Annotated in this window: 14 protein-coding genes and 1 riboswitch; of the genes, 5 read left to right on the forward strand and 9 right to left on the reverse strand. The window is 71.9% G+C overall.

Features of this window, described 5'->3' with window-relative positions; genetic code table 11:
• Window positions 1-67: 67 nt before the first annotated feature.
• The 3 genes from OG885_RS12635 (at window position 68) to sepH (ending at window position 4,037) form a co-directional block, all read left to right on the forward strand.
• Complete coding sequence (locus OG885_RS12635) at window positions 68-1,309, forward strand: MFS transporter (RefSeq protein WP_405730414.1); 1,242 nt, start codon at window positions 68-70, stop codon at window positions 1,307-1,309.
• Window positions 1,269-2,588, forward strand: coding sequence for a D-arabinono-1,4-lactone oxidase (locus OG885_RS12640; protein WP_405730416.1), 1,320 nt, complete (start codon window positions 1,269-1,271; stop codon window positions 2,586-2,588). The genes OG885_RS12635 and OG885_RS12640 overlap by 41 nt, the downstream gene beginning before the upstream one ends.
• A gap of 402 nt (window positions 2,589-2,990) precedes the next feature.
• Window positions 2,991-4,037: a septation protein SepH gene (gene sepH / locus OG885_RS12645; RefSeq protein ID WP_399950367.1), complete on the forward strand. Its 1,047-nt coding sequence runs from the start codon at window positions 2,991-2,993 to the stop codon at window positions 4,035-4,037.
• Window positions 4,038-4,103: 66 nt separating this feature from the next.
• Here sepH and OG885_RS12650 read toward each other — a convergent pair whose 3' ends face one another.
• Complete coding sequence (locus tag OG885_RS12650; protein ID WP_405742710.1) at window positions 4,104-4,955, reverse strand: sulfurtransferase; 852 nt, start codon at window positions 4,953-4,955, stop codon at window positions 4,104-4,106.
• A 294-nt stretch (window positions 4,956-5,249) separates the two neighbouring features.
• Here OG885_RS12650 and OG885_RS12655 point away from each other — a divergent pair, with 294 nt between their 5' ends.
• Window positions 5,250-6,029 (forward strand): VOC family protein, encoded by a 780-nt coding sequence (locus tag OG885_RS12655; protein ID WP_405730418.1) that lies wholly within the window; start codon window positions 5,250-5,252, stop codon window positions 6,027-6,029.
• Here OG885_RS12655 and OG885_RS12660 read toward each other — a convergent pair.
• Genes OG885_RS12660 through OG885_RS12675 form a run of 4 tightly spaced genes read right to left on the reverse strand, consistent with a single transcriptional unit; the run spans window position 6,026 to window position 11,375 of the window.
• Window positions 6,026-6,673: a thymidine kinase gene (locus OG885_RS12660; RefSeq protein WP_405730420.1), complete on the reverse strand. Its 648-nt coding sequence runs from the start codon at window positions 6,671-6,673 to the stop codon at window positions 6,026-6,028. The two genes, OG885_RS12655 and OG885_RS12660, sit on opposite strands and share 4 nt — an antisense overlap.
• A 52-nt stretch (window positions 6,674-6,725) precedes the next feature.
• Window positions 6,726-7,919, reverse strand: coding sequence for an alkaline phosphatase family protein (locus OG885_RS12665; protein ID WP_405730422.1), 1,194 nt, complete (start codon window positions 7,917-7,919; stop codon window positions 6,726-6,728).
• On the reverse strand, window positions 7,919-8,506 hold the full coding sequence (locus OG885_RS12670; protein ID WP_399950358.1) for a DUF5998 family protein: 588 nt from the start codon (window positions 8,504-8,506) through the stop codon (window positions 7,919-7,921). Before OG885_RS12670 ends, OG885_RS12665 begins: the two co-directional genes overlap by 1 nt.
• A 52-nt stretch (window positions 8,507-8,558) precedes the next feature.
• Window positions 8,559-11,375 (reverse strand): GNAT family N-acetyltransferase, encoded by a 2,817-nt coding sequence (locus tag OG885_RS12675; protein ID WP_405730424.1) that lies wholly within the window; start codon window positions 11,373-11,375, stop codon window positions 8,559-8,561.
• Window positions 11,376-11,573: 198 nt separating this feature from the next.
• Between OG885_RS12675 and OG885_RS12680 the strand changes: the two genes are divergently transcribed.
• Window positions 11,574-11,855 (forward strand): HPr family phosphocarrier protein, encoded by a 282-nt coding sequence (locus OG885_RS12680; RefSeq protein ID WP_059198592.1) that lies wholly within the window; start codon window positions 11,574-11,576, stop codon window positions 11,853-11,855.
• A 137-nt stretch (window positions 11,856-11,992) separates the two neighbouring features.
• On the opposite strand, the gene OG885_RS12685 is transcribed toward OG885_RS12680, so the two are convergent.
• The 4 genes from OG885_RS12685 to OG885_RS12700 form a co-directional block, all read right to left on the reverse strand.
• Window positions 11,993-12,688 carry a GntR family transcriptional regulator gene (locus tag OG885_RS12685; RefSeq protein WP_405730426.1) on the reverse strand — a complete coding sequence of 232 codons (696 nt, stop codon included), beginning with the start codon at window positions 12,686-12,688 and terminating at the stop codon, window positions 11,993-11,995.
• 208 nt (window positions 12,689-12,896) lie between these two features.
• Window positions 12,897-13,661: a M23 family metallopeptidase gene (locus OG885_RS12690; RefSeq protein ID WP_405730428.1), complete on the reverse strand. Its 765-nt coding sequence runs from the start codon at window positions 13,659-13,661 to the stop codon at window positions 12,897-12,899.
• A gap of 12 nt (window positions 13,662-13,673) precedes the next feature.
• A riboswitch (cyclic di-AMP (ydaO/yuaA leader) is annotated at window positions 13,674-13,836 on the reverse strand.
• A 203-nt stretch (window positions 13,837-14,039) separates the two neighbouring features.
• Window positions 14,040-15,428 (reverse strand): M16 family metallopeptidase, encoded by a 1,389-nt coding sequence (locus OG885_RS12695; protein ID WP_405730430.1) that lies wholly within the window; start codon window positions 15,426-15,428, stop codon window positions 14,040-14,042.
• Window positions 15,425-16,819 carry a M16 family metallopeptidase gene (locus OG885_RS12700; RefSeq protein WP_405730432.1) on the reverse strand — a complete coding sequence of 465 codons (1,395 nt, stop codon included), beginning with the start codon at window positions 16,817-16,819 and terminating at the stop codon, window positions 15,425-15,427. The genes OG885_RS12695 and OG885_RS12700 overlap by 4 nt, the downstream gene beginning before the upstream one ends.
• Window positions 16,820-16,905 lie beyond the last annotated feature (86 nt).

The following is a 16,905-nucleotide window of genomic DNA, read 5'->3' on the forward strand; positions in this document are numbered from 1 at the left end:
GCGCCTTACCGGGCTGTTGACCGCCGACATCGCTGAGCCGCTTCACTTCCCTTGACCGGAGACCCCCGTGCCGAGCCCCTACCGCGCCCTGTTCGCCGCCCCCGGCTCCAAGGGCTTCTCCGCCGCGGGGTTCCTCGGCCGGATGCCGCTGTCGATGATGGGCATCGGCGTGGTGACCATGGTGTCCCAGCTGACGGGGCGCTACGGCCTCGCCGGGGCGCTGTCGGCCACCATGGCGCTGGCCGCGGCGGTGGCGGGGCCGCAGGTGTCGCGGCTGGTCGACCAGTACGGGCAGCGACGGGTGCTGCGTCCGGCGACGCTCATCGCGCTCGTCGCCGCGGCCGGGCTGCTGTTCGCGGCGCACTACCGGTGGGCCGACTGGACGCTGTACGTGTTCAGCGCCGGCATCGGCTGTGTGCCGAGCATCGGCGCGATGATCCGCGCGCGGTGGGCCGCCCTCTACCGCGACACCCCGCAGTTGCACACGGCGTACTCCTTCGAGTCGGTCGTCGACGAGGTGTGCTTCATCTTCGGGCCGATCATCTCCATCGGGCTGTCCACGGCCTGGTTCCCCGAGGCAGGGCCGCTGCTGGCCGCCTGCTTCCTCGCGGTCGGTGTCTTCTGGCTGACCTCGCAGCGGGCCACCGAGCCCGCGCCGCACCCGCGCGAGCACGACGGACAGGGTGGCAGCGCCCTGCGCTCCCCCGGCCTCCAGGTGCTGGTGGCCACCTTCGTGGCGACCGGGGCGATCTTCGGGGCGGTGGACGTGGTCACCGTGGCGTTCGCCGACGAACAGGGCCACAAGGGCGCCGCGAGCGTGGTGCTCGCCCTGTACGCGGCGGGATCGTGCGTGGCGGGCCTGGTGTTCGGGCTGCTGCACTTCAAGGGAGCCCCGGAACCTCGCTGGCTGCTGGGCATATGCGCGATGGCCGTGAGTATGATCCCCCTCCTACTGGTCGGAAACTTGCCGTTTCTGGCCGTGGCGCTGTTCGTGGCGGGCCTGTCCATCGCTCCGACGATGATCACGACGATGTCCCTGATCGAACAGCACGTACCACGCGCGCAACTGACCGAGGGCATGACCTGGATCAGCACCGGGCTCGCGGTCGGGGTCGCGCTCGGCTCCTCCGTGGCCGGCTGGGTCATCGACGCGGCCGGGGCACAGGCCGGGTACGGGGTTCCGGCGGTGTCCGGAGCCGTCGCGGTCGCGGTCGGTTTCCTGGGGTACCGCCGGCTCAAGCGGCCGGTTCCGCGTCGGGGAGGCACGGTTGAGCACCACAGTGAGCGGCAAGAACGGCACGTGGCGTAACTGGGGCGGCAATGTCGCCGCGCGTCCCGCGCGGGAGGTCACTCCGGCCTCCGTGGAGGAGCTGGCGGACGCCGTCCGGAAGGCAGCCGAGGACGGGTTGAAGGTCAAGCCCGTCGGCACCGGGCATTCCTTCACCTCCATCGCGGCGACCGACGGTGTGTTGATCCGCCCTCAACTGTTGAGCGGCATACGCGACATCGACCGGGACGACATGACCGTCACGGTCGGGGCGGGCACGCAGCTCAAGAGACTCAACCTGGCGCTCGCGCGCGAGGGGCTCTCGCTGCGGAACATGGGCGACATCATGGAGCAGACCGTCTCCGGCGCCATCAGCACCGGAACGCACGGCACCGGGCGGGAGTCGGGGTCGATCGCCGCCCAGATCAAGGGGCTTGAGCTGGTCACGGCCGACGGGACGGTGCTCACCTGCTCCGAGAAGGAGAACGCCGAGGTCTTCGCGGCGGCCCGGATCGGGCTGGGCGCGCTCGGCGTCGTCACCGCCATCACGTTCGCGGTGGAGCCGATCTTCCTGCTCACCGCGCGCGAGGAACCGATGCCGTTCGACCGGGTGCTCGCCGACTTCGACGAGCTGTGGGCCGAGAACGAGCACTTCGAGTTCTACTGGTTCCCGCACACCGGCAACACCAACACCAAGCGCAACAACCGCAGCGCGGGTCCGGAGAAGCCGGTGCCGCAGCTCCAGGGCTGGATCGAGGACGAGTTCCTCTCCAACGGCGTCTTCCAGGTGGCCCAGTGGGTCGGCCGCGCGGCGCCGGGCACGATCCCGACGATCGCCCGGATCTCCAGCAGGGCCCTGTCCGCGCGGACCTACACCGACGTCCCGTACAAGGTCTTCACCTCGCCGCGCCGGGTGCGGTTCGTGGAGATGGAGTACGCCGTCCCGCGCGAGGCCGCGGTGACGGTCCTGCGCGAACTGCGCACCATGGTCGACCGCTCCGGGATGAAGGTCAGCTTCCCCGTGGAGGTCCGCACCGCGCCCGCCGACGACATCACGCTGTCCACGGCGTCGGGGCGCGACAGCGCCTACATCGCCGTCCACATGGTCAAGGGCACGCCGTACCAGGCGTACTTCACCGCCGCGGAGCGCATCTTCACCGCGCACGAGGGGCGGCCGCACTGGGGCAAGGTGCACACGCGCGACGCCGAGTACTTCTCCGGGGTCTACCCGCGCTTCGGCGAGTTCACCGCGCTGCGGGACCGACTTGATCCTGATCGCCGTTTCCAGAACGACTACTTGCGGCGGGTGCTGGGGGCGTAGCCGCCGACTCGGAAGTGCTCGGTTCCGTGAAGTACGCCACGTTCAAGATCCGCGAATCCTTGCCAGGGACGGCCAAGTCCCATCCCCCGCAGGAAGTTGAGCGGCGCGCCAATCCACGCACGTGGTCCGAATGGAGTACTGTTGCGAGCCCTGGGTCCGGTCTCCCGCCTGGGCGTCCGTGGCCTTCAAGGACCGCCGGGAGGGGGCTAGTTGCACAGGGTGACGGAGTTGGTCACTTAGCGTTGCGAATAGGTAACCGTGCCATAACGGCGACTCAGGGCCCGTGCCCGACACGCCGGGCAACTCGGCAAGGTTGTGGCAGGCTGCACCCGGGCAGGCCACACTCGACTAGCGGAAGCAGCGACGCACGTGACGTCGGCAGGCACCACCCGGGAGGTCCCCATGCCCGAACTGCGTGTCGTGGCCGTCTCGAATGACGGCACACGGCTGGTGCTGAAGGCTGCGGACAGCACGGAGTACACGCTTCCGATTGACGAGCGTCTGCGCGCCGCCGTACGCGGCGACCGTCCCCGCCTCGGCCAGATCGAGATCGAGGTGGAGAGTCATCTCCGCCCCCGCGACATTCAGGCACGTATACGCGCCGGTGCGACGGCCGAAGAGGTCGCGCAGATGGCCGGCATCCCCGTCGACCGGGTCCGTCGCTTCGAGGGCCCCGTGCTCGCGGAGCGCGCCTTCATGGCCGAGCGGGCCCGCAAGACCCCCGTCCGCCGGCCCGGCGAGAACGCCGGACCGCAGCTCGGCGAGGCCGTCCAGGAGCGACTGCTGCTGCGCGGCGCCGACAAGGACACCGTCCAGTGGGACTCCTGGCGCCGCGACGACGGCACCTGGGAGGTCCTGCTGGTCTACCTGGTCGCGGGCGAACCGCACTCGGCGAGCTGGACGTACGACCCGCCCCGGCGGCTCGTCCAGGCCGTCGACGACGAGGCTCGCTCGCTGATCGGTGAGTCCGACGACCTCGCGGCCTCGCCGGAGCCCAGCTTTCCCTTCGTACCGCGCATCGCCCGGCTGCCCCGCGACCGGCCGCTGGACCGTTCCCTCGACCGGGAGCGTCTGGGCCTGCCCGCGCCGGCACCCGAGCCGGTCGAGGAGGAGAGCGCGAGCGAACGCGACTCGCTGACAAGCCTGTTGGAGGCGGTACCCAGCTTCCGGGGCGACCTCGTGGTCCCGGAGCGCCCGTCGGAGACGCCCGCCCCGGAGGAAGAGCCCGCCGACGAACCCGCGGCGGAGGAACCCCCGGCGCCCGCCGCCTCGGCCGGTTCCGCCTACGCGGACGTCCTCATGCCCCGCTCGGTCGGCGCCCACCGCGACCGTCTCGTCGGCGCCACCGACCGCCAGGCCGAGGCCGACGGCGTCCGCCCGGGCCGCCGGGCGGCGGTCCCGAGCTGGGACGAGATCGTGTTCGGGACCCGACGGAAGAAACAGGACTAGATCGGTCGTACGACGTCCAGGAGGGCCCGCGCCGGGTGGCGCGGGCCCTCTCGCGACGGTGCCCGTCTACTGCGGGTCCGGCCCCACGGCGACCGGCCGCGACGGGTCCGAGGACCACTCCGACCAGGACCCCACGTACAGCGCCGCAGGGATGCCCGCGACCGCCAGCGCCAGCACCTCGTGCGCGCCGGAGACGCCGGAACCGCAGTACACGCCGACGGGAGAGTCGTCCGAGACACCGAGGGCCTTGAAGCGGGCGTGCAGCTCCTCGGCGGGCAGGAAGCGTCCGTCCCCCGCGACGTTCTCGTTGGTGGGCGCGGACACGGCGCCCGGGATGTGCCCGCCGACCCGGTCGATCGGCTCCACCTCACCCCGGTACCGCTCCCCCGCGCGGGCGTCGAACAGCACTCCGGAGCGGGCCAGAGCCGCGGCCCCGTCGGCGTCGAGGAGTTCCACCGCGCCCGGCGCCGGCACGAAGTCGCCCTCCGCCGGGGTCGTCGCCGACGTCTCCAGCGGCCCCTCCCAGGACGGCAACCCACCGTCGAGGACCCGCACGTCCGGGTGACCCGTCCAGCGCAGCATCCACCACGCGCGGGCGGCCGCCCAGCCCTGTCCGCCGTCGTAGACGATCACCGGCGTCCCGGCCGAGACACCCGCCCGGCGCATCGCGGCGCCGAAGTCGGCGACGTCCGGCAGCGGGTGCCGGCCGCGCGCGCCGGGGGCCGCGGCGAGCTCCCGGTCCAGGTCAACGAAGACCGCGCCCGGAATGTGCCCGGCCGCGTACGCGGCGTGACCGTCGAAAGGCGGCTCTCCAGCCGCCTTGGCCACGCTCAGCTGCCAGCGGACGTCGAGGACGACTGGCGGGTTCTGACCGGCCAGGTCGCTCGCGAGTTCGGATGCGGAGATGATGGCGTTCATGGCCACCATCCTCGCGTACGGGGTGGCCGCATCGTCCATGTCCGGCTACTCTGCTCCGCCGGGCAGGACCGATCACGAGGCGTACGGGATCGGGCACATGCTGTACAGCCGATCGACATCCGTCAGCAATCGCGCAGAAACGGGCGAGGAACCGCACGCCGGGCATTCTGCGGGAAGGGTACGGAGCAGCGGCGCGCCCGGGCGCGCGGCACCACGGGTGGTGCGAGCATCGGCACGGGGTTCCGGAGCACGGTGGCGACACGGCCGCCGCAAGGGGTCGAGGAGAGAGTGACGATGACCGAGGCACATGGGTCGGCCGGCCCGAACGGCACGCCCTGCTGGGTGAGTCTGATGGTGCACGGGCTGACCACGACCCAGGAGTTCTACGGCGAGCTGTTCGGTTGGGAATTCCAACCCGGCCCGCAGCAGCTGGGGCCGTACGTGCGCGCTCTGCTGGACGGCCAGGAAGTCGCCGGTATCGGCCAGCTCCCGCCCGACCGCCACCTCCCCGTCGCCTGGACGCCGTACCTCGCCTCGGACGACGTGGACCTGACGGCGGAGACGGTGCGGCTGTGCGGCGGCACCGTGGGCGTGGGGCCGCTGGACGCGGGAGACGCCGGGCGCCTGGCGATCGGCTCCGACCCCTCCGGTGCGGTGTTCGGCGTGTGGCAGGCGGGAGCGCACCGCGGCACGGGCATCGCGGGTGTGTCCGGCACCCCGGCCTGGCACGAGCTGCTGACCTTCGAGACGGCGAGCGTCGCCAAGTTCTACGAGACGGTCTTCGGCTACGACGAGGAGCCGGTCGTCTCCGCCGACTTCGACTACGTCACCCTCCGCCTCGCCGATCGCCCGGTCGCCGGGATCCACGGCGTCGGCAACTCCCTCCCCCGCGACCGGGGCCCCCACTGGATGACGTACTTCCAGGTGGCCGACGCGGACGCGGCCCTTGACCTCCTCACGACCCTGGGCGGCCACATCCTGAAGCGCCCCCACGACACTCCGCACGGCCGCGTCGCCACGGTGTCGGACCCGGAGGGGGCGCGGTTCTCGGTGGTGGAGGCCGAACGTCTCTAGGCCGAGGTGACCGGCAGCACGTCCGGGGACAGCGCCGCCGCTCTTGCCGTCGCCGCGGTCATCCGGCGGCGGTGGTGGCGCCGGCACAGGACCTCGTACCCGATGGCTTCCGCCTGGTTGACGTCGCCCACCACGACCTGAGCGCCTTCCACCACCATCTCGCCCCCTATGGTGCGGGCGTTGTGGGTGGCTCGGGCGCCGCACCAGCAGAGAGCCTCGACCTGGAGGACCTCCACGCGGTCGGCGAGCTCCACGAGGCGTTGGGAGCCCGGGAAGAGCTTGGAGCGGAAGTCCGTGGTGATGCCGAAGGCGTAGACGTCCAGGCCCAGGTCGTCGACCACGCGGGCGAGTTGGTCGATCTGTCCCGGCGCCAGGAACTGGGCCTCGTCGGCGATGACGTAGTCCGCGCGACCGCCCTGGGAGAGGTGGTCGACGAGGTAGGCGTACAGGTCCTGGCCGTCCTCGACCTCCACCGCGTCCGTGACGAGACCGAGGCGGGAGGAGAGCTTGCCCTCGCCCGCGCGGTCGTCCCGCGTGAAGATCATGCCCTGCAGGCCGCGGGCCGAACGGTTGTGCTCGATCTGGAGAGCCAGGGTCGACTTCCCGCAGTCCATCGTTCCGGAGAAGAACACCAGCTCGGGCATGGGAAGTCGAGGACCTTTCGGCAGGGAGGGTGCTACGGGGGTGAGAAGGGCTTCAGGAGCGTACTTCGAGCAGCGGGACGAACTGCTCGGCAGGGGTCATCGAACCGTGGTTGCCGACCATCGCCGACTCCTTCGGCTCCCGCTCGGACGCGATGATCAGGACGTCGTCCCGCGCGGCCGCGACCACGTCGCCGAGGCGCGCGTACACCCGGTCGTCGATGTGCGGGCCGAACCAGCCCGCCGCGATCGCCTCGTCGCGCGAGGCCACCCAGAACTGCTCGCCGAGCACCTCGCGCCAGCAGGTCAGCACGTCGTTGGCGGCGCCCGGGACGGCGTAGACATGGCGGGCGCGGCCCTCGCCGCCGAGCAGGGCGACCCCCGCCCGCAGCTCCCAGTCCTCGTCGAAGTCGATGCGGTGCTGCTCGTCGAACGGGATGTCGACCATGCCGTGGTCGGCGGTGACGTAGAGCGCACTGTTCGGCGGGAGTTGTTCGGCCAGCCGCTGGACCAGGCGGTCCACGTGCATGAGCTGGCCGCGCCAGGTGTCGGAGTCGACGCCGAAGCGGTGGCCCGCGCCGTCGAGTTCGGCGTAGTACGTGTAGACCAGCGCGCGGTCGGCGGCGGCCAGTTGCTCGGCCGCGAGGTCCATACGGTCCTCGCCGGACAGGCGGCCCAGGAACTTGCCGCCGCTCAACGCCACCTTGGTCAGCGGGGTGTTCTCGAACGTGGGCGACGACACCTGGGCGGCGTGCACCCCCGCGTCGTGGGCCAGCTGGAAGATCGTGGGGTACGGCTGCCACGCGCGCGGCTGGGTCCACGGCTGCCAGCGCAGCTGGTTCATCAGCTCGCCGGTGTCCGGGTTGCGCACGGTGTAGCCGGGCAGGCCGTGCGCGCCCGGCGGCAGGCCGGTGCCGACGGAGGCGAGGGAGGTCGCGGTCGTCGCCGGGTAGCCGGCGGTCAGCGGGCGGCCGGTGCCGCCGCGGGAACTGTCGAGGAGCGCGGTCATGAAGGGCGCGTCCTCGGGGTGCGCCCGCAGCTGCTCCCAGCCGAGGCCGTCGATCAGGAACACGCAGTTCCGGTCGGCGGGGGCCAGTTCCGTGATCGTCGCGGTCGTCCCGGGCACGCCCATGCCCGCGGCCAGCGTGGGCAGGAGGTCGGCGAGGGAGCCACTGCCGTACTGCGGCAGGGGCGCGGAGTCCACGGCAAGCGGTTCCGGGTGCGGGTCCCAGGCGGTGGGCTGTGCCATCAGCGGGTGATGTCCGCGGTCGCCTCGGAGAGGGACTGCGCGAAGGCGAGGGCCTGGCGCACCGTCTCCGGGCCGTCCCCGGCCTCGCTGACGCGCAGGCTGAGGTCGTCCGCCGTCGAGTTGCCCGTGTAGCCGTGGTCCGCCTCGCAGTTGGGGTCGCCGCAGGCGGCGGGCTCCAGGTCGATGCGGGAGACGGCGCCCCAGCCGATGGTCAGGACGACCTCGCGGGGCAGGGTGCCCGGCTGGTACTGCTCCGGGTTGGCGACGACGCGGCTGAGCACGACCGACGAGATCCGGCCGAGCTTGACCGACTCGGTGGAGGTGGTCGCGTACGGCGTCGGGGACGTGGTGTCGGCGGCCTGCTCGTCGGTGTGGCTGACGATGAAGCGGTGCTCGGTGAGGACGAGCACGGTCACGTGCCGTCGCACCTCGTTCTGGTCGAACGTCGTCTCCTGGTGGACCAGGTACGACCGGATGGGCTCGCCGCCCACGGCGGCCTCCACCGCCTCGGCCACGAGGGCCGGGTAGTAGCCGCTGCGCTCGATCGCCGCGCGCAGCCCCTGGGTCGTCGTACTGGTCTTGGCCATGACGTCCATCCTACGGGGGTGCACTGACTGCGAGGCACCGCTCACGAAGGTCTCAGTAGGCCGGCAGCGTCCGTGGGCCCAGGTCGTCGCGGGCGGGCGGCGGCGCCAGCCGGACGGACGCGCCGAGCACGCTCAGGCCGTGCGGGGCGACGACGACCGGTTCCAGGGTGACCGCGACGACCTCGGGGTGGTCGTCGACGAGGCGGGACACCCGCAGCAGCAGCTCCTCCAGGGCGGCCGTGTCGACCGGCGCCGAGCCGCGCCAGCCGAACAGGAGCGGTGCCGTCCGGATCGACCTGACCAGGGTGGCGGCCTCACGGTCGGTGACCGGGATCAGCCGGTGCGCGGTGTCGCCGAGCAGCTGGGAGGCGGCTCCGGCGAGCCCGAAGGAGAGCACGGCGCCGGCCGCCGGGTCGATGACGGCCCGTACGACGGTGTCCACACCGCGCGGGGCCATCTCCTGCACCACCGGGCGCAGCTCCTCGGGCGCGCCGAACAGCTCGGTCAACTCGGCGTAGGCGTGCCGCAGTTGGCCCTCGTCCGCGAGGTCCAGCCGCACGCCGCCCAGGTCGGCGCGGTGGCGCAGGTGGGGGGCGGTGGCCTTGAGGGCGACGGGGTAGCCGAGGGTGCGCGCGGCGGCGGCCGCGTCGTCGGGGGTGGGGGCGGCGAGGGCGCGGTGGACGGGGATGCCGTACTTGCCGAGGAGGTCGCAGGTCTCATCGGCGCCGAGCGTGAGGCCCTGTCCGCGCGCGAGGAGGCCGTCGATGAGCCGGGCGGCGCCCTTCTCGTCGATGGCCGCGTCGATGGACTCCGGCACCTTGCCGGGGTCGGCCGCCTCGCGCCGCCACTGGGCGTACTTCACGGCTTCCCCGAGGGCGCGGACCGCGCGTTCGGCGGCGGGGTAGGCGGGGATGAGGCGGGAGCCGGCCTTGGGGATCTCCTCGGGGTCCTTGGCGGCGAGGCGGTCCAGGGCGCGGAAGGGGTGGGACGCGCTCGGTGTCGCGGCCTGCGGTGCCGTGCTGGTCGCGGCGGACAGGGCCTCGGCCAGCCCGCCCAGCTCCACGTGGACGACGAGGACGGGCTTGCCGGGCACCCGCTCGGCCGCCGAGCGCAGCGCCTCCGCGAGCGCGGCGTCGCCGGCGGCACCCTCGCCGACCGCCGGTATCGCGGTCACCACGACCGCGTCGCACGTGTCGTCCGCCAACGCGCGCGAGAGCGCGGCGTGGAAGTCCTTCGCCGAGGCGGCCGTCGTCAGGTCCAGCGGGGGCAGCGGCCTGAGTCCCTCGGACAGACAGGCGTCGTAGGTGAGCATTCCGAGCGACTCGGAGTTGCCGAGGATCGCCACGCGCGGGCCGCGCGGCAGGGGCTGACGGGCGAGGAGCAGACCGGTGTCGACCAGCTCGGTGATGGTGTTCACGCGGATGACGCCGGCCTGCCGCAGCAGCGCGGACACGGTCGCGTGCGGCAGCCGCGTGGCCCGTACGGCGTGCCCTTGAGGGGCGGAACCGGCGCCCTGGACCACGACCAGCGGCTTCGCCGCAGCGGTACGGCGGGCGAGGCGCGTGAACTTGCGGGGGTTGCCGATGGACTCCAGGTACATGAGGACGACGTCGGTGTCCGGGTCGTCGTACCAGTACTGGAGGACGTCGTTGCCGGACACGTCCGCGCGGTTGCCCGAGGAGACGAACGTGGAGACGCCGGTGACCCCGGTGACGCCGCCGCCGCGTCGGTGCAGTCGGGACAGCAGGGCGATGCCGATGGCGCCGGACTGGGCGAACAGTCCGATGCGGCCGGGGCGCGGGGTCTCGTTGGCGAGGGAGGCGTTGAGCCGGACGTCCGGGTTGGTATTGATGACGCCGAAGGCGTTGGGGCCGATGATCCGCATGCCGTACGCGCGCGCGTGCCGGACGAGTTCGCGCTGGCGCTCCCGCCCCTCGGGGCCGCTCTCGGCGTAGCCGGCGGAGATCACGACGAGGCCCTGCACCCCGTGTTCGCCGCACTCGGTGACGACCGCGGGGACGTGCTCGGCGGGCACGGCGACGACCGCGAGGTCGACGGGGCCCTCGATGTCGCGCACCGAGCGGTGCGCGGGGATCCCGTCGAGCTCCTTGTCGGTGAAGGCCTTGTTCACGGCGTACAGGCGGCCGGTGAAGCCGGCCTCGCGGATGTTGTCGAGGATGCTGCGGCCCACCCCGCCGGGGCTGCGGCCGACGCCGACGACCGCGACCGAGCCGGGCTTGAGCAGCCGCTCCACGGACCGCCCCTCCGCGCGCTGTTCGCGCGCGTACTGCACGGCCATCGAGCGGTCGGTGGGTTCGAGATCGAACTCCAGGCGGACGACGCCGTCCTCGAAGCTGCGCTTCTGGGTGTACCCGGCGTCCATGAACACCTTGATCATCTTGGTGTTGGCGGGCAGCACCTCGGCGGCGAAGCGGCGGATGCCGCGCTCGCGGGCGACGGCGCCGATGTGTTCGAGGAGGGCGGAGGCCACACCCCGCCCCTGATGGGCGTCCTGGACCAGGAAGGCGACCTCGGCCTCGTCGGAGGGAGCGGTCGCGGGCATTCCGTCGGCGCCGATGCGGTCGTAGCGTACGGTGGCGATGAACTCGCCTCCGACCGTGGCGGCGAGTCCCACCCGGTCCACAAAGTCGTGGTGCGTGAAGCGGTGGACGTCCTTTGCGGACAGGCGCGGGTAGGGCGCGAAGAAGCGGTAGTACTTCGACTCGTCCGAGACCTGCTCGTAGAAGCTGACCAGGCGCTCGGCGTCATCAACGGTGATGGGGCGGATGCGCGCGGTGCCGCCGTCGCGCAGCACCACGTCGGCCTCCCAGTGGGAGGGGTACTCGTGCCGGTCCGACGAGGTCTGCATGGGCCCCAGAGTACGGCTCGCGTACGACAACGGCGCGAGGCAGTCTGTGGAGAGCGCGACAGGATCGCAAGAGGACGGAAGTCGGACCGAGGCCGCGGTCCGACGGCTCACCCCGGAGGGGACGAAGGTCCGCTCCGGAGACACTTCACGTGTGGGAAACTGGTCTAGACAACCCTGAACACCGAAGGGCAGCATCACATGGCTGAGCGCCGCGTCAACGTCGGCTGGGCCGAGGGCCTCCACGCCCGCCCCGCTTCCATCTTCGTCCGGGCCACCACGGCCTCCGGTATCCCCGTGACGATCGCCAAGGCCGACGGCAACCCCGTCAACGCGGCCTCCATGCTGGCGGTCCTGGGCCTGGGCGCCCAGGGCGGCGAGGAGATCGTCCTCGCCTCGGACGCCGAGGGCGCGGACGCCGCCCTCGACCGTCTGGCGAAGCTGGTCTCCGAGGGGCTCGAGGAGCTTCCCGAGACCGTCTGATTTATCGGGGCCGGTTGTATCACGGCACCACTGAAGGGCTCGTCCGAGTTTATCGGGCGAGCCCTTTCCAATTCCCTCGCACGGGCAGCAGGAATTCTCCCCCGCGAATTACTTCCTCTTTGTATACGGCCCTTGTGTTAATGCCGCAGGCTCGTCATGTTTACGGGAGGTTGCGAGTTCCTCACACGGTCGGGCCGATCTCCCGCGGCGCGGAATCGGAGCCGGTGCGCGGCGGTCGAGCGCTCGGTGTGCAGCGCGGTGACCGCACGCGCGCGTTCCCCGTCGCCGCGTGCCACGGCGTCGACGATGGCGCCGTGCTCGGCCCAGGACTCGGCGGGGTTGGCGGGCGCCTCCACGGTGTACATCCAGGAGATCTTGTGGCGCAGCTGGGTCAGCATCGAGGTCAGCGCGGGGCTGCCGGAGGCCTGCGCGAGCGTCTCGTGGAACCAGCCGCCCAGGGAGCGCAGATCCTCGCTGTTGCCCCGCCTGGCCCGCTCCTGCCCCAGCCTGACCAGGCCGCGCAGGACCTTGAGGTGCGCCTCGGTGCGGCGCTGGGCGGCCCGGGAGGCGCCCAGCGGCTCCAGGAGCATCCGCATCTCCAGCAGGTCGGCGGCCTCCTGTTCGGTCGGTTCCGCGACGCACGCGCCCGCGTGCCGCCGCGTCACCACGAAGCCCTCGGCCTCCAGCGTGCGCAGGGCCTCCCGGACGGGGACACGGGAGACGCCGTAGCGGCGGGCGAGGAGTTCCTCGGTGAGGCGGCTGCCGCGCTCGTGGACACCGGAGACGATGTCGTCCCTGATCGCGGTGCATACCGAGTGCGCCGGAATACGCATGACCGACCTCCGTCTTAATCCCCGTGAAACGTCGATGATTGACGTGTGTTCAGTGACTCTATTGCAAAGAGCGGGAATTTCCGATGGCGGACCGGAATCCATGGATATTTTTTGGACAGCCGGGTACCGAAAACGGCGAAACCCCGGCTCGGGTGAGCCGGGGTTCCGGGAGATCCTGCGATCCGTCGTCAGACGTTCACAGCGGGCGTCAGACGTTCACACCGTGCGAGCGCAGGTAGGCGACGGGGTCGATGTCCGAGCCGTACTCGGCGGTCGTCCTGGCCTCGAAGTGCAGGTGCGGGCCGGTGACGTTGCCGGTCGCGCCGGACAGGCCGATCTGCTGGCCCGGGGTGACCGTCTGGCCGACCGAGACCCCGATGGACGACAGATGGCCGTACTGGGTGTACGTGCCGTCGTTCATCTTGATCACGATGTTGTTGCCGTACGACCCGCCCCAGCCGGCCTCGACGACGGTGCCGGAGCCGACCGCGTGGACGGAGGTGCCGCTGGCGGCGTGGAAGTCGACCCCGGTGTGGCTGCCGGAGGACCAGACGGCGCCGCCGGCCTTGTAGCCGGTGGAGATGTACGAGCCCGAGATCGGGGCGACGAAGGAGTTGAGGCGCTTGCGCTCGGCGGCGGCGCGGGCGGCGCGCTCCTTGGCCTCGCGCTCCTTCTTGGCCTTGGCGGCGGCCTTCTTGCGCGCCAGCTCCTCGGCCTTCTTCTGGGCGGCCTCCTCGGCGGCCTGCTCCTGGGCCTCGGCCTGGGCGTCGATCTGGTCGGCGACCGAGTCGCCGATGGTGACGACCGGGATGAGTCCGGTCTGCTCGGCCGTGGGCTCCGCGGCGAGGGCCGGGGCGGCGAGGGTGCCGATGACGCCGGTGGTGGTGAGCGCCGCGATCCCGGCCGCGCGGGCGGTGGTGCGCTTCATCCGGCTCGGGGCACGGTGCTTCCCGGTGGGGCGCGTGAACGCCATGTAGTGGCTGGTCCTTTCCTTCCCTCTCGCCTACCGGGTTAGCTGACGGGTTCGGAGCAGGAAGGTCTCCTACGGACCCCCTCGCTGACGCGCGGGCGTCCGATTCACCCCAGGGACTGCATGGGTCCCCGGCTCCCCTGGCTCGCGCCGTACGGGGACTCGGCGATGACTGTCCGGTGCCGCGGGCGCGGCGCACTGCGTGACGAACAGCCCGGACGACGCTAAGGGGGGCCACTTTCAATCCCCAAACAGATCAGGCAGTTTGTAGCGCATCCCACAGGGCAAACAGGCAACCACCCTTCAATTCATTCCTTATTCGGACATTAAGGGGCCCTGGTGACGCTTCAGTCACCAGGGCCCCTTCACGCACGCGTGCTTCTACTCGGCCGACACCACGGTCACTTCACCGATGCCGAGGGCCTCCACGGGCTCCTTGATGGCCGCCGCGTCGCCGACCAGGATCGTCACCAGACGGTCCACCGGGAAGGCGTTGACGGCCGCCGCGGTGGCCTCGACGGTGCCGGTCGCGGCGAGTTGCCGGTACAGCGTCGCCTGGAAGTCGTCGGGCAGATACTGCTCGACCTGGTCGGCCAGCGTGCTCGCCACGGCCGCCGCGGTCTCGTACTTGAGCGGTGCCACCCCGACGAGGTTCTGCACGGCGACGTCGCGCTCGGCGTCGGTGAGTCCCTCCGCGGCGAGGGTGCGCAGCACCGTCCACAGGTCGTCGAGGGCGGGGCCGGTGTTCGGGGTGTCGACGGAACCGCTGATGGCCAGCATCGCGGCACCGGTGCCGTCCGGGGCGGACCTGAGGACCTGCCCGAACGAGCGCACGCCGTAGGTGTAGCCCTTCTCCTCGCGAAGGACGCGGTCCAGGCGGGAGGTGAGGGTGCCACCGAGGCAGTAGGTGCCGAGCACCTGCGCGGGCCACACGCGGTCGTGCCGGTCGGCGCCGATACGGCCGATCAGCAGCTGCGTCTGGACGGCGCCGGGGCGGTCCACGATGACGACCCGGCCGGTGTCGTCGGCGGTGATGGCCGGCACCGGGCGCGGCTCGGCCGCGGAGCCGGTCCACGAGCCGAGGGTGTCGCCGAGCAGCCCGTCCAGGTCGAGGTCGGTGAGGTCGCCGACGACTACGACGGTGCCGGTGGCGGGGCGGACGTGCTTCTCGTAGAAGGCGCGTACGGCCGCCGAGTCGATGTTCTGGACGGTCTCCTCGGTGCCCTGGCGGGGGCGGGACATGCGCAGGTCCGCCGGGAACAGGGTCCGGGAGAGCTCCTTGGCGGCCCGGCGCGAGGGGTTGGCCAGCTCGTGCGGGATCTCGTCCAGGCGGTTGGTGACCAGGCGCTCGACCTCGTCGTCCGCGAACGCGGGCGCCCTGAGGGCGTCGGCGAGCAGCCCGAGCGCCTTGGGCAGCCGGGAGACCGGGACTTCGAGGCTCAGCCGGACGCCGGGGTGGTCGGCGTGCGCGTCGAGGGTGGCGCCGCAGCGCTCCAGCTCGGCGGCGAACTCCTCGGCGGAGTGCTTGTCGGTGCCCTCGGAGAAGGCACGCGCCATGATCGTGGCGACGCCGTCCAGGCCCGCCGGTTCGGCGTCCAGGGGGGCGTCGAGGAGGACCTCGACGGCGACGACCTGCTGGCCGGGGCGGTGGCAGCGCAGCACGGTGAGGCCGTTGTGGAGCGTCCCGCGCGTGGGGGCCGGGAACGCCCAGGGCTTGGCCTCGCCCGCCTGGGGCTGGGGGTGGAACTCCATCGTGGCGAGCTCGGTCACTTGGCCGCCTCCTCGTTCTTGTCGCCGGCCTCGACGGTGGCCTCGGCCTCGGGGTCCTCGGGCGGGTCCGCGTCCTCGGCGGTCTCCCCGGAGACGGGTTCGTAGACGAGCACCGCGCGGTTGTCGGGGCGCAGGCGGGCCTTGGCGACCTCCTGGACCTCCGCCGCGGTCACCTCCAGGACGCGGTTGACCGCGGTGAGGGCGAGCTGTGGGTCGCCGAACAGGACCGCGTAACGGCACAGTTCGTCGGCGCGGCCCGCGACGGTGCCGAGCCGGTCCAGCCACTCGCGCTCCAACTGGGCCTGGGCGCGCTCCATTTCCTCGTCCGTGGGGCCCTCCGCGGCGAACCGCGCGAGCTCCTCGTCGATGGCCGTCTCGATGACCGGCACCTCGACGTCACCGGACGTCTTCACGTCCAGCCAGCCCAGGGAGGGCGCTCCGGCCAGCCGCAGCAGACCGAAGCCGGCTGCGACGGCCGTACGGTCGCGGCGGACGAGCCGGTTGTAGAGGCGGGAGGACTCGCCGCCGCCGAGGACGGTGAGGGCCAGGTCGGCCGCGTCGGCCTCGCGCGTGCCGTCGTGCGGCAGCCGGTAGGCGGCCATCAACGCGCGCGCGGGGACCTCCTCCTCGACGACCTCGCGCAGCTGCTCGCCGATGACCTCGGGCAGCGAGCCGTCGCGCGGGGCGGGCTTGCCGTCGTGGGACGCGATGGAGCCGAAGTACTTCTCGACCCAGGCGAGCGTCTGCTCGGGGTCGATGTCGCCGACGATCGACAGCACCGCGTTGCCCGGCGCGTAGTACGTCCGGAAGAACGCGCGGGCGTCGTCCAGGGTAGCCGCGTCCAGGTCGGCCATGGAGCCGATCGGGGTGTGGTGGTAGGGGTGGCCCTCGGGGTAGGCGAGGGCGGTGAGCTTCTCGAACGCCGTGCCGTAGGGGACGTTGTCGTAGCGCTGGCGGCGCTCGTTCTTGACGACGTCCCGCTGGTTCTCCATCGACTCGTCGTCGAGGGCGGCGAGCAGCGAGCCCATGCGGTCGGCCTCCAGCCAGAGCGCGAGCTCCAGCTGGTGGGCGGGCATGGTCTCGAAGTAGTTGGTGCGCTCGAAGCTGGTGGTGCCGTTGAGCGAACCGCCGGCGCCCTGGACGAGCTCGAAGTGGCCGTTGCCCTTGACCTGGCCCGAGCCCTGGAACATCAGATGCTCGAAGAGGTGAGCCAGACCGGTGCGCCCCTTGACCTCGTGGCGCGAGCCGACGTCGTACCAGAGGCACACCGCCGCGACCGGGGTCAGGTGGTCCTCGGAGAGCACCACGCGCAGCCCGTTGGCCAGGCGGTGCTCGGTCGCTGTCAGGCCCCCGGTGCCTGCCTGGTCTGTGGCCGTGTGACCCATGGGCATGTACGTCCCTTCGATCGCGGTGCGGTTGCCGTAACCGCGTTTTCCTGCCGGTCCTGCCACTGTATGCAAGCGTGCGGACCCCCGGC

It is taken from the genome of Streptomyces sp. NBC_00028 (assembly GCF_045041065.1).
Classification (GTDB): Bacteria; Actinomycetota; Actinomycetes; order Streptomycetales; family Streptomycetaceae; genus Streptomyces.

What these genes read in the sequence shown, in the direction of transcription:
- OG885_RS12675 (WP_405730424.1), bottom strand. Translation starts at nt 11,375, where the DNA reads ATGCAGACCTCGTCGGACCGGCACGAGTACCCCTCCCACTGGGAGGCC.
- OG885_RS12660 (WP_405730420.1), bottom strand. Translation starts at nt 6,673, where the DNA reads ATGCCCGAGCTGGTGTTCTTCTCCGGAACGATGGACTGCGGGAAGTCG.
- OG885_RS12665 (WP_405730422.1), bottom strand. Translation starts at nt 7,919, where the DNA reads ATGGCACAGCCCACCGCCTGGGACCCGCACCCGGAACCGCTTGCCGTG.
- OG885_RS12690 (WP_405730428.1), bottom strand. Translation starts at nt 13,661, where the DNA reads ATGGCGTTCACGCGCCCCACCGGGAAGCACCGTGCCCCGAGCCGGATG.
- OG885_RS12680 (WP_059198592.1), top strand. Translation starts at nt 11,574, where the DNA reads ATGGCTGAGCGCCGCGTCAACGTCGGCTGGGCCGAGGGCCTCCACGCC.
- OG885_RS12700 (WP_405730432.1), bottom strand. Translation starts at nt 16,819, where the DNA reads ATGCCCATGGGTCACACGGCCACAGACCAGGCAGGCACCGGGGGCCTG.
- OG885_RS12650 (WP_405742710.1), bottom strand. Translation starts at nt 4,955, where the DNA reads ATGAACGCCATCATCTCCGCATCCGAACTCGCGAGCGACCTGGCCGGT.
- OG885_RS12685 (WP_405730426.1), bottom strand. Translation starts at nt 12,688, where the DNA reads ATGCGTATTCCGGCGCACTCGGTATGCACCGCGATCAGGGACGACATC.
- OG885_RS12670 (WP_399950358.1), bottom strand. Translation starts at nt 8,506, where the DNA reads ATGGCCAAGACCAGTACGACGACCCAGGGGCTGCGCGCGGCGATCGAG.
- OG885_RS12655 (WP_405730418.1), top strand. Translation starts at nt 5,250, where the DNA reads ATGACCGAGGCACATGGGTCGGCCGGCCCGAACGGCACGCCCTGCTGG.
- sepH (WP_399950367.1), top strand. Translation starts at nt 2,991, where the DNA reads ATGCCCGAACTGCGTGTCGTGGCCGTCTCGAATGACGGCACACGGCTG.